At 37.9% G+C, this 12,878-nt stretch carries 12 protein-coding genes; all 12 read right to left on the bottom strand.

Going from position 1 to position 12,878, the window contains the following annotated elements; translation table 11 throughout:
• Positions 1-9: 9 nt before the first annotated feature.
• Entirely contained in the window at positions 10-822 is an 813-nt protein-coding gene (locus ABC382_RS18895; RefSeq protein WP_322612017.1) for an HAD family hydrolase, read from the bottom strand.
• 11 nt (positions 823-833) lie between these two features.
• Positions 834-1,934, bottom strand: coding sequence for a cysteine protease StiP family protein (locus tag ABC382_RS18890; protein ID WP_322612016.1), 1,101 nt, complete (start codon positions 1,932-1,934; stop codon positions 834-836).
• An 11-nt stretch (positions 1,935-1,945) separates the two neighbouring features.
• Positions 1,946-3,292 carry a phosphoribosyltransferase family protein gene (locus tag ABC382_RS18885; RefSeq protein WP_322612015.1) on the bottom strand — a complete coding sequence of 449 codons (1,347 nt, stop codon included), beginning with the start codon at positions 3,290-3,292 and terminating at the stop codon, positions 1,946-1,948.
• A complete protein-coding gene (locus ABC382_RS18880; RefSeq protein ID WP_412927013.1) occupies positions 3,273-4,466 on the bottom strand; it encodes an HpcH/HpaI aldolase/citrate lyase family protein in 1,194 nt (397 codons plus the stop codon). The genes ABC382_RS18885 and ABC382_RS18880 overlap by 20 nt, the downstream gene beginning before the upstream one ends.
• Positions 4,467-4,764: 298 nt before the next feature.
• Complete coding sequence (locus ABC382_RS18875) at positions 4,765-5,340, bottom strand: TerD family protein (RefSeq protein ID WP_274794496.1); 576 nt, start codon at positions 5,338-5,340, stop codon at positions 4,765-4,767.
• Between the two features lie 33 nt (positions 5,341-5,373).
• Positions 5,374-5,955 carry a TerD family protein gene (locus ABC382_RS18870; RefSeq protein ID WP_274794497.1) on the bottom strand — a complete coding sequence of 194 codons (582 nt, stop codon included), beginning with the start codon at positions 5,953-5,955 and terminating at the stop codon, positions 5,374-5,376.
• A gap of 29 nt (positions 5,956-5,984) precedes the next feature.
• Positions 5,985-6,605, bottom strand: a complete 621-nt coding sequence (locus tag ABC382_RS18865; RefSeq protein ID WP_312507510.1) for a TerD family protein — start codon at positions 6,603-6,605, stop codon at positions 5,985-5,987.
• Positions 6,606-6,888: 283 nt separating this feature from the next.
• Entirely contained in the window at positions 6,889-7,785 is an 897-nt protein-coding gene (gene nikC, locus ABC382_RS18860; RefSeq protein ID WP_322612013.1) for a nickel transporter permease, read from the bottom strand.
• Positions 7,786-7,797: 12 nt separating this feature from the next.
• Positions 7,798-8,802, bottom strand: a complete 1,005-nt coding sequence (locus tag ABC382_RS18855; RefSeq protein ID WP_274794500.1) for an ABC transporter permease — start codon at positions 8,800-8,802, stop codon at positions 7,798-7,800.
• 224 nt (positions 8,803-9,026) lie between these two features.
• The gene (locus ABC382_RS18850; protein WP_322612012.1) at positions 9,027-10,643 is read right to left on the bottom strand and encodes an ABC transporter substrate-binding protein; all 1,617 of its coding nucleotides are present in this window, start codon (positions 10,641-10,643) and stop codon (positions 9,027-9,029) included.
• A gap of 31 nt (positions 10,644-10,674) precedes the next feature.
• A complete protein-coding gene (locus ABC382_RS18845; protein ID WP_274794502.1) occupies positions 10,675-11,655 on the bottom strand; it encodes an ABC transporter ATP-binding protein in 981 nt (326 codons plus the stop codon).
• Positions 11,630-12,643, bottom strand: coding sequence for an ABC transporter ATP-binding protein (locus tag ABC382_RS18840; protein ID WP_312507507.1), 1,014 nt, complete (start codon positions 12,641-12,643; stop codon positions 11,630-11,632). The genes ABC382_RS18845 and ABC382_RS18840 overlap by 26 nt, the downstream gene beginning before the upstream one ends.
• Positions 12,644-12,878 lie beyond the last annotated feature (235 nt).

The raw sequence follows: 12,878 nt of genomic DNA, 5'->3' as shown, positions 1-12,878 counted from the left end.
TTGAATAACCTATACAACGGTTTGGTGTGAAGCTATTTGCAAGACCGTTTCTAGCAAGTCCTTTGTAAATGCTTCACCGTTGTGAGCCGAGTAAGTTGTATTTTGTAGAATTTTTGGCTGTTTATCCTTTAAATCTCCGTGGTTCGGTGTAAAAGCTACATCAGCCATTGCCAGCATTCCATAATCCATAATAGAGTCACCCGCTGCTATATGCACATCGTATGTACAGAATTCTTTTATATATTCGATAGCCGCTTCCTTTGTCAGTACCTTTGGCATAAAATACAGTTTTTTACCTTGTAGAAGAACATACCAACCATGAGCATCAAACTCTTGAATTATAGCTTGTAATTCATCGTGGGGTAAAACTTCAATATCCACATGATGGACGTAAAAAAGATCATCTATATACAAAGTACGTTGTAGCCATGTTTCAGATTGAATGGTATAAAAATGCTTTAACATATCCTCACGAGGAATAGATGAATCCTCGATACGTCTGCTTAAGATTTTCGTCCAGTTTTCATATGGTTGACCCTTTTCTAATATTGTACCCCCATTGCTTGCAATTGCAAAAGTAGGACACAAATCATTAATAAAATGGATTCTCTTATATTGATGTAACGCCCTAGTCGTAACAGGTACAAAGAGTGTTTGTTGATGTACCTGATGTAATAGTGTTGCGGTTGCCAGCGTCATCATACTCATTGCTTCCTCTGCTTTGTGTTCAACTACCAATGTCTCTGTAGCAGGTGGAAACAGTTTCATCATATGTTTAGAATAAATAAGTGTTCTATCTAAATCAGATGTAAATAGTATCATCTTAATCTCCTCTATATTTCTTTTATTAAACCACAACATGCATAGGACATATTAGAATATTCTTCTATTACTATATGTTTTTCTTGGGCAAGAAATAAAATATGTTGCAGTTCATCCATGTACCGCGGATTAATTAAAATTTTCCAAGGTAAACGTCGCAGCAAAACTCTTGTCGTCTCACCAACACCCGGTTTGATAAAATGAATATTATCAATACAAAAATCTCGTTGAATATTTTGCACAGACTTCATGCCCTCCCAAGTAATTGGAGATTCGTCCTGTTTTAGTAATTGTTGCATAATTGTACTCTGCACCTGTTCAAAGCATGTGACAATACGTTCTATGTACAGATTGGAGACGTCTAGATCCTCTAATTCTTTATAGTATTTAGCACCATGAAAGTCGTTCGCATCCATAAATTGTCGATTTAAAACCGTTCTACTCACCAATCCCGATACAGTCGAATTTAAACAAGCAGATGGTATTAAAAAGTCTTCTCGAGTACCATAAATGGCTGCACAATGCCCAGGATCGGCCAATACAGCTAAATTGGCATTCAATTGCCCTTGGTATTGCGCATTAAATTTTTGACAGGATTGAATTAATTCATTGGTAATTGCCCCTTTACCAGTCCAACCATCGATAAATTGAAGACAGCCTAGAGGATGCTGTGTCAAAATGTAACGAATGGCTGTTTCATCAAAGCCGCGACCGCGCAAAATAGAGATGGAGTAATGCGGAACATTCACCCTATAACGCATAGATATATAGCGTTTGATTAAAATGCCGATAGGTGTACCTGCTCGGGCTAAACTAACAAGAATTAAATTGTCTAACCCCCTACTTTCGATTATTTGCTCTGCCACTACGCCAACAGCAATTGCAATTCTTTCTGCATAAGCGTCTAACGTTTTATAAAAAAGATTCATATACATATCGGATGGTTGCTTCTCTATTGGTAGCATTTCTGAATAATGTGTGCCTGATTGAATAAGCTGCTCACGTTTCTCATTATCCATTTCAAGAAATACATTTCCTATATCACGCAATAAAAAAGTAACGTCCTCTGGAGCATAGCTGCCCATTTTATCTGGCTGTAAAGTCGATATCATCATTCAACCTCCTATTCATGCATACAAATCACATATATTGTAGCGCTACTAACTTCTTGTAGTGCCTTTACCATACGGGCAACTACCTCTTTACTTGCTATACGTTCCACCACAACAAAAAGTTCCGTGTAGGACTGACTTTCAACATTATATAAATAATTTTGAACCCCATTATTTTCTGGACTCTCAAAGGCAATTTTTTCTGTAATCACATACCCAACATCATCCGAGCAATAAATTGGACTGCGCGTGGTTGATTGAAAATATACATCGTTCCCTAAGTAAGAGGCAATTTGCATAGGAACATACATAAACTCACCTGTTCCAATGACAAGTGCTGGTCCATCTGTACGTAGCCCTTTTAATTGCTGGGCGATTACTTGTAGCATTTCCTTTTGTTGAACATGTTGTTTTGAAGTAAGCATAAATCTTCCTGTTGCTACTAAATAAGGTTGTTTGTTTACTAAACCGTTCTCTGCAACTGATTGGAAAGTTTTGCGATCAGCAGACACTTGAATTGGCCACAATGTCATATCCTGTGCACTCTGTGTTTGTACGCTTGGCTGTATGCTTGTTAAGCTGGGAGTCCCTGAACAACTAAAATGTCCACACATGATTGCGATGAACTCAATAGAAATATCCCACTGATCCTCTAAATTTTTAAAGAGCATTTGCTGCTGCTCGGAACGCCAATCTAAAATAGATAACACAGCATATTGCCTAACTAACGGAAATTTCTTTCTTAACGTTTGAATAATGTTAATGACCGTATTACCAGTAGTAATCTCATCATCAATTAACACGATGCTTTTAGCTTGCAGTAAAGCTTCAGGATCTTCCGTATAAATTCTATGGCTTGTCGCATGTGAGTGTTCTTCCTCAAATGTAATAAATGGCTCTAAATCAGGAAGAACTTCACGTGTTGTGTGGATGTACATAGCGTTTGAATGGAACGCATTAAATACTGCATGTCCTAGGGCAGTAGCCGTCTCAGCAAATCCTATAAACAATGTTTCTTGTGCTAACTCTATGCTGCCCTCAACGGAATTTTGAACCTCATCGAACCTATTCCCATCTTTTAAAGCTTTTACAACGGCATCCGAAGTCATTGCTTTATCTCCAGTAAGATTCTCATGATACATCAAGGCTAAAAGAGCTCCAGTCAGTAAAGGGACTTGTGGGCGTACAGCTAAATGTTTACCTAGAACGGTGCTTACAAACAAAAATTGCCTTTTCTTATTAATACGGGCTGCCATTTTAAATAAATCAGTTAGTTCAAATTTGTGCGGATTGGAGGTAATTTCAATATCGATTGAATAATCCGGTAAAATACTTAATTTACTCATTTGTTGTTGCATAAATACTACCACCTATATCAGAGTTTAATAAGAGTGAGGCAAAATCAACGGATTCATGATATACGCCATAGACATGTGCCTGTTTTACTATTCGCTGTGCCCATCTCATATGTGGTTTGATTTCATTCATTTTATTAGCATGATGGCTTTTCATCACACCTTTACGGCCATCATTATTTTCTATAATACTTAGCGCATCTAGATATTCTTCAAAGGAAATCGCATATAATGCATGCACGACTCGAATATGACTAGGATGAATAATCGTTTTACCCACAATGCCATTTTGTTTGTCCATGAGAACTTCTTTCATTAATCCATCTAAACAATCGTCTAATAATGCTTTCCTCGTATAAAGTGCACCCTTCTCGCTAAATGGTGTTTCTCTTAATGCAGGCTTTAATACACGCTGATTACTAAAATACTCCCACACTGGCCCAGATATAACAAAGCCATCTTCCTCGCGACCAAGGATATTAACAATATCTGCAATACAATCTCGAATTACACTAATATCATAAATAGTAGAGTCCATGCGGCGGCGAATACCGTAAATACCACAGAAATCAGTTGCACCAATACGTACATTTAATACACGGTTTCTGTATTGATGTAGAACTTCTTTAATGCCTAATAATGCTTCCATGCGAGATTCCTTATAGAGGACCTCATGACTCTCTAAAATCGGCATACCATATAAAACTAAATCATTCTCTAAAATTGTTTTTTCTAGAATTTCAAAATAACAGGCGCCTTTTGCTGCTGTAAATTTCGGGAAAACATAGCCAGTTAGGATTTCTTGCTTTTTTCCTAAAGCAGTCGTTAAATAACGAAATTGTTCAACATGACGTACACGAATAAAAAGCAATGGAAGATCTTCAAGTAGTAGTTGTTTTTGTTGGTAGAGCTCGTATAACTCGCTCATATCCTCAATCAACTTTGCTTCACAATCTACTAATTCTATATCCCCTACTGCATCCTCCAGATCAATAACGAGTGATGTGAGTTCTTTATATTTTTGTGATTGAATCAAACTCACAATCGTAGGCATGGAAGCAGGCATATATAAAGTAGCGCCTAGGGCATATGACAAAATATCTGGCGATTCCCATTTTGTAAAAGGCTGTGGCTTCTTATAAAAAATAGTCTCTGCTTCTGTTGCAAAGTGTTGCATCGTATCCTCTCCCCAATAACTATGCCTTTTGTGAAAAAAGCACTGTATCAGCCTGTTCCATACAGACCAATACAGTGCCTTGTTTACACTGCTGTTTTCTTATTCATCTTGTGTGCAACAAATGTCAATAAGAATGCAGCAATTAATAAAGAAAAATTTCATTTGAAAGATGGTGCCAAATATAGTAGCAATTTTCAGTGCAATACGATAAGGCTTCAAGATACAGAATCTGTAAAACTGGTCACCTCACAGTTATTCACATCACCCAAGACCCTTCAGCATATACCTACCCTACTCTTTACTGTAGGCCATATGCGTTGATTAATGCTGCTAGGCCACCTTGATAGCCTGAGCCTACTGCAGCAAATTTCCACTCACCGTTATGACGGTACAGCTCACAAAAAACTACAGCCGTTTCAATACTAAAATCTTCGCCTAAATCATAACGTAATACCTCAGATCCAGTCTCTTCATTCGTCAAACGAACATAGGCATTTAAGACTTGTCCAAAGTTTTGATGGCGCCCCTCTGCATCATAAATGGTAACCGTCACCACAATCTTTTCAATTTGAGGAGACACTTGCTTTAGGTTCACAAGGATTTTCTCATCATCCCCATCACCTTCACCTGTCCGGTTATCACCAGTATGAACAACAGATTGGTCTGCACTTGCTAAATTATTGTAAAAGATAAAGTCCTGCTCATTACGACACTTGCCTGATGCATCTAATAAAAATACAGATGCATCAAGGTCAAAGTCTTGCCCACCATCGAATTGCTTAACGTCCCAGCCCAAGCCAATTCCGATGCTGTTTAAACCAGGATCTTGCTTTGTTAAATCAATTCGTTGCCCTTTACTTAATTGAATAGCCATTCAAAATCTCCCTTTCTGTCCAAAGATGAAATTTTAGTTTACGCTCAAGCCATAGTCATTACATAAAGCAGCTAGGCCACCCTGATAGCCAGCACCAATTGCGTTAAATTTCCATTCACCGTTATGACGATATAATTCACCGACTACAATAGCTGTTTCAATACTGAAATCCTCACCTAAATCATAGCGAATAATTTCTTCATTGGATGCAGCATTTATAATACGAATATAGGCATTCGATACCATTCCAAAGTTTTGACTGCGAGATTCCGCATCATGAATAGTTACCGTGAATGCTAGACGTTGAACATGAGCAGGAACTTGAGTTAATGCGACTTTCACCACTTCATCGTCACCTTCACCGACACCTGTTAAATTATCACCTGAATGCTCTACTGAACCGTTTCCACCAATTGTATTGTTGTAAAAAATAAAGTCATTTTGATCTGCTACTTTCCCTGTATCAGCAAGTAAAAATACAGATGAGTCTAAATCAAAATCATGACCACCATCATATTTATTTGTATCCCAGCCTAATCCTACCACAACATTTGTTAATCCTGGATTTGTTTTTGTTAAATCTACCTTTTGACCTTTTTGTAGTGAAATGCCCATATTTTTATTCCTCCTATTTAGTCATTTATTTATTGATATCTTCGAACAACGTCGCCAAGTTTCAAATCATTTGTTCCCGTACCAACTGCAGCAAATTTCCATTCATTATTATGGCGGTAAATCTCCCCACAGACTAACGTCGTTAAATTCGAATAATTATCAGTTAAATTATAACGAATTAGCTCACTTCCTGTCCTGTCATCATACACACGAATATATGCATTTTGAATCATACCAAAGTGTTGGTTACGCCCTGCTGCATCGTAAATGTTTACAACAAACACAAGCTTGTTATATTGAGTTGGCACAGACGATAGCTCAATTGTAATTACCTCATCATCCCCATCGCCGTCACCTGTCAAATTATCACCTGAATGTTGAACAGAGCCGCATTTACTTGTTAATTTTCCAAAATAAACAACATCGTCTCCCGCAATAACCTTATCATCTTGCAGCATTAATACAGATGCATCACAGTCAACGCTTCGTCCACTACTACCGCTATTTCTACTAGAAAATAAACCGCCTAAAAAGCCGCCGCTTTTCTCTTGCCCTACAGGGTCCCAGCCTAAGCCTACTTTAATTTTATTTAAACCAGCATTTCCTTTTGTTAAATCAACACGTTGCCCTTTTTGTAAATTAATCCCCAATTTTAACACCCTCCTAAAATATGTATTTCAACTGAAAGATTATATGGTAAGCAATAATCTACTATGATAAAAATTTTCTACTTTTTAAGTCTAAATTAACATGACAAAAAATTCAATTAATGGCTCCAGAAAGATAATTTCACTTATTTTTGAAAAGCAGTTTGGTCCACTACTATAATTTAGAACGTTTTTGCTGTAAAAGAGTTCCTATTTACCCCTTTCTTCATGTTTGCCAAGTAGCTGAAAAAAAACCTTCTAACTTGTAGAAGGTGTAATGTATTAACTAGCTTTTCATTTTTGGATCAAGTGCATCTCGTAGTCCATCACCCATTAGGTTAAAGCCTAGAACTGTTAGCATAATAGCTAAACCAGGGAAAATCATCGTCCAAGGAGCATTTAATAAAAACTTCCGCGCATCGGCTAGCATTTTTCCCCATTCTGGTGCTGGAGCTTGAGCCCCTAGTCCAAGGAAACCTAACGCTGCCGCTTCAATAATAGCTGTCGCAATAGCAAGCGTTCCTTGTACAATAATAGGTGTCATAGAATTCGGCAAGATATGTGAAAATAATATTCTTGAATCCCGCATGCCAATTGCTTTTGCTGATACGATATACTCCTCTTCCTTGACACTCAACACTTTTGAGCGTATTAAACGACCAAAATTAGGTATGTTAATAATTGCAATAGCAATTAATGCATTTTGTAAGGATGGTCCAAGCACTGACACGACAGCAATTGCTAATAGCATACTAGGGAAAGCTAGCATAATATCAAAAATACGTGAAATAACTGTATCAATCCATTTTCCATAATAACCTGCAATAATTCCAAGCAAACTACCAACAATTACGGATAAAACTACTGAAAAAAAGCCTACCCATAACGAAATTCGTGCACCATGAATGATTCTAGAGAAAATATCCCGCCCAAAATCATCCGTACCAAACCAATGTTCACTTGATGGTGCCAATAAACGTTTTGATAAATCTTGTTCATTTATCCCCTGTGATGCCACATTTGGGCCAAAAATAGCAAGTAAAATAAAAAATAGTACAATTCCTGCACCTACTAAAGACACTTTGCTCTTTTTAAAGCTTCGCCAGCCTTCAAGCCATGGACCTACTGCTTTTTCTTGAACTGGTGCTGCTTCCTTTTTTATGTCAATTGCTCCAGTCATCATTGCAACTCCCTTCTATTTGTATTTAATACGTGGATCAATCACTGTATACAACAAGTCCACGATTAAGTTAATCATGATGAAAATAAATGCAACGATTAGAATACCTGATTGAATGACCGGATAATCCCTAAAGCCAATCGCATCATAAATATAACGACCAATGCCTGGCCAACTAAAAATCGTCTCTGTTAAAATGGCACCGCCTAACAGTAATCCTGTTTGTAAACCGATTACCGTTAATACAGGAATAACAGCATTTTTTAATGCATGCTTATAAACCACAATAAACATTTTTTGTCCTTTAGCTCGTGCGGTGCGTACATAATCTGAACGCATCACTTCAAGCATGGATGCCCTTGTGATTCTTGCAATAATAGCCATCGGAATCGTCGCAAGCGCAACACCTGGTAATATTAATCTCTTTAAAACTTCAATGAATTGATCGAAGCGTCCTTGCATGAGCGTATCTAGTAAATAGAAATGGGTTATGGCGGTTACAGGATTACGAACATCATCTCGACCTGAAGTAGGCAACCAGCCAAGCTGACTACTAAATGTCCACTGCTCCATTAAACCTAGCCAAAATACGGGTACAGATACACCAACTAGTGCCACAACCATAGCAATGTAATCGAACCAAGAATTTTGGAACCAGGCAGAAATAATGCCAGCATTAACACCTATAACAATAGCAATAATCATAGCAAAAAATGCAAGCTCAGCCGTTGCTGCTAGATACGGAAATACTTCCTCTGATACAGGTAATTTTGTACGTAAGGACACCCCTAAATCTCCCTGAAAAATACCTGCTAAATAACTAAAATATTGTGTATACCAAGGCTTATCTAATCCTAAACTTGCGTTTAATGCCTCGACCGCCTCTTTTGTTGCCTGTTGTCCTAAAATAACTTGTGCTGGATTTCCAGGTATTGCACGTATCAACATAAAGACGATAAAAGTCATTCCAAGCAAAACTGGGATTAGTTGAAGTAATCGTCTCCCCATATAGTGAAGCATTTTCATCACCTCTCTATGATTTTCATAATCTACTTTGAAGTCTATATACTGTTGAAAGGTTAAGCTTTCACCAAACGGCTTTAATGTTTAGATGAGATCTTTCATACAGAGTAAAGGATTGGATTTCCTTTACTAGAAAAGAATCTGCTAGAATTCCACGGCTTACCCGCAGAAAAGCAAGCAGATTCTTTACATACCTCTTTATTATTTAAGAATGCAGTTTACTATTGAATATCTATTGCATCTAAACGGTCAGAACCAGTTGGATGCGCAATATAATTTGTAACTTTCTTGTTAGCAGCTAAAATTGGTGTTGAGTGAGCAAGAGGAACCCATGGAGCGTCCTCAGAAATAATAACTTGAGCCTGCTTATACAATTCATTACGCTTATCTTCATCAATTTCAGTTTGCGCAGCTGTTAATAACTTGTGTAATTCTTGGTTGTCGTAGAATGTATAGTTATTTGAGCCAATATTATCACCGTCTAATAATGAATAAAGGAAGTTATCAGCATCTCCATTATCACCTGTCCAGCCAAGTAAGAATGCATCCGCTTCACCCTTTTCAGCTTTATCTAAATAAGTTGCCCATTCATATGACACAATTTTAGATTTAATGCCCACATCTTCTAAATTCTTTTGAATCGCTTCAGCAATTTTTTGTCCGTCTGGCATGTATGGACGTGGAACTGGCATTGCCCATAGCTCAATTTCCTTACCATCATAGCCTGCTTCAGCAAGTAATGCTTTCGCTTTTTCAGGATCATACGTATAGCCTGTTACCTCATCGTTATAGCCTGTAATTACCGGTGGCATTGGGTTTTTCGCTGGCTCTGCTAAGCCTTCATAAAATGCATCTACTAAAGCTTGTTTATCAATTGCATAGTTGACTGCCTGACGTACTTTGACATTATCAAATGGAGGACGAGTTACTGTTAAACCAAGATATCCAACGTTCATAGATGGACGTTCAATTAACTGTAGATTTGCATCGCCTTCAATTGTTCCTTTATCAGATGGACTTAAGCCATCAGCTACATCAATATTACCTGCAATTAAATCATTTAAACGTGCAGAGTTTTCAGGTATAGAACGATAAATAACTTTATCTAGTTTTGGATAACCATCAATATAGTAATCTGGATTTTTTTCAATTGTGATAGAATCATTTCGTACCCAGCTAACAAACTTGAATGGACCTGTTCCTACAGGATTTGTTGATAATCCTTCTTCATCTGCCTCAAAGGCTGTTGGAGAAGCAATCGCAAATGGAGACATGGCTAAATTTTTCAGGAACGGTGCTTGTGGTTGGCTTAGTTTAAATACAACTGTATAGTCACCCTCAGCAGTTACTGAGTCAATAATTTGCTTGCCACCAACGACAAATTGAGTACTAAAGTATGGATATTTATCAGTACTTGATTTCCAACGTTCAATATTTTTAACAACTGCCTCGGCATTGAAGTCTGTACCATCATGGAATTTAACACCTTCTTGGAGCTGGAAAGTATACGTCAATCCATCCTCTGATGCCTCCCAAGATTTTGCTAGACCAGGATTAATTGTTACATCTTGCTCACCAAAGTTTACAAGCGTCTCGTAAATATTAGCTGTCACTGTAAAGGATTCACCGTCTGTGACAACAGCAGGGTCTAGTGCTACAGAATCTCCACCACGACCATAAACTAAAATTTTTGGTTCACCACTGCCAGCTGAATCGCCACCAGTTGATGTATCTTTACTACCCGTATCCTTAGTATCTGAGCCGCCACAAGCTGCTAAGATCGTCGAGAGAATAAGGAGTAGCATTACACCCAAGGTCCAAAGCTTCTTTTTCTTCATTGATTTTCCCCCTATGTCGTTTTTATATCATTTAATGTTGGAGCGCCTCATACAGATGGCAAGCAACATAATGACCTGGTTTTACTTCTTGCATTTTAGGCACTACTTGTGAGCATTGTTCCTTTTTAAAAGGACATCTCGTATGGAAGGTACAACCGCTCGGCGGATTTGATGCACTTGGGATATCTCCAGAAATAATAATCTGTTCACGCTCAAATGTAGGATCTGGAACTGGAACTGAAGATAAAAGTGCCTGTGTATATGGATGAAGCGGTTCAGCATACAAGTCCTCACTCGCTGTCAACTCAACTAATTTACCTAAGTACATTACGCCAACACGATTGCTAATGTGACGTACAACCCCTAAATCATGTGATATAAAAATATACGTTAGCTTTAAATCTTTTTGCAGCTTTTGCAATAAATTCAAGACTTGTGCCTGAATGGACACATCTAGCGCCGAGACTGGCTCATCCGCAATAATTAAGCGAGGGTTCGTCATCAATGCTCTAGCAATGCCAATACGCTGCCTTTGCCCTCCACTAAACTGATGCGGATAACGCTTGATATGATATTCATTTAACCCAACAATCTCCAGAAGCTCCAACACTTTTTGTTTTCGCTCTTTGGCATTACCGATGCCATGGACAATAAGTGGCTCCTCTAATATTTTGCCGATATTATGGCGCGGATTTAATGAGGCATAAGGATCCTGAAAGATCATTTGGATATCCCTGCGTGCCTTCCTCATTTCGTTGTTAGATAATTCTGAAATCATTTTACCTGCAAATTCTATTTTACCTTCAGTTGGCTCTAGCAAACGCATTAATAGGCGACCCGTCGTCGATTTGCCACAGCCAGATTCTCCAACAATACCTAATGTCTCTCCTTCAAACACTTCAAACGAAACATCATCTACCGCCTTTACATCTCCTGCATGAGAATTAAGGACACCCTTTCGAATAGGGAAATATTTCTTTAAACCATCAACCTTTAATAACGCTTTCGACACGTTGCTCCACCTCCTGCTCCTCTAGTAAAAAACATCTTGATTTATGGTTCTCTGCTGCCTCAAATAAAGGTGGTGTTTCCTGTAAACAGCGTTCCATCGCATATTCGCAGCGTGCCGCAAAGCGACAACCAACTTGAATACTTCCAGGTTTAGGAACACTGCCAGGGATGGAGTATAGATTATCCTTTTTATAGCGCATATCAGGCACTGATTGAATAAGACCTTGTGTATATGGATGTTTAGGATTCTTAAAAATTTCTTGAATCGGCGCCTCCTCTACAATTTGTCCAGCATACATAACAATCACACGCTCACACGTTTCTGCTACAACACCCAAATCATGTGTAATTAACAATACAGCTGTATTCAATCTTTTATTTAAGTCTTTCATTAGCTGTAAAATTTGTGCCTGAATGGTAACATCCAACGCAGTTGTTGGCTCATCTGCAATTAGTACCTGAGGGTCACAAACCAGTGCCATGGCAATCATCACCCTTTGGCGCATCCCTCCAGATAGCTGATGCGGATAATCTTTTAGTAGGTCCTCTGCTCGTGGTAAACCTACAAGTTTCATAATGTCGATTGCTCTTGAAACCGCTTCCTTTTTCGACCACTTAGGATTATGAATTAATATAGCCTCTTTGAGCTGATCACCGATTGTAAATAAAGGGTTTAGAGAAGTCATCGGTTCTTGGAAAATCATTGCTATGTCTTTACCACGTATTTTTTGCATTTGTTTATCTGTACATTTCGCAAGGTTTTTGCCATCTAGCAATATTTCACCACCTGTAATTTTTCCTGGTGGTGATGGAATTAACCCCATGATGGATAGCGACGTAACACTTTTACCACTTCCCGATTCCCCTACAATCCCTAAAATTTCTCCTTCATGGACAGAAAAATCGATATCGTCTACAGCAGGAATTTCTCCATTATCTGTAAAAAAGGTTGTTTTTAACCCTTTTATTTCTAGTAGCTTTTTCCTCATGTGTAACGCCTCACCCTACCTATATTTTACTTAATTGTATAATAATATTAATAGAATACTATAACTTTCGTTAAATTCCTTATTTTCAGATAATTCTAACTAAAATACTGAACTCTTTCAATCATTAATATTCTGCAAATTACATAGAATTTCTACAATAATCGCCTTCAATAATAATTAAATCTTATAAAGGGATAATTTTTTACATTTATCACAAAAAAATAGCCTTCCATTT

This window comes from Lysinibacillus phoenicis (genome assembly GCF_047238325.1).
GTDB classification, from domain to species: Bacteria; Bacillota; Bacilli; order Bacillales_A; family Planococcaceae; genus Lysinibacillus; species Lysinibacillus irui.
Note: the sequence above shows the minus strand (reverse complement) of the source record. Positions and strands in the feature narration are given on the sequence as shown.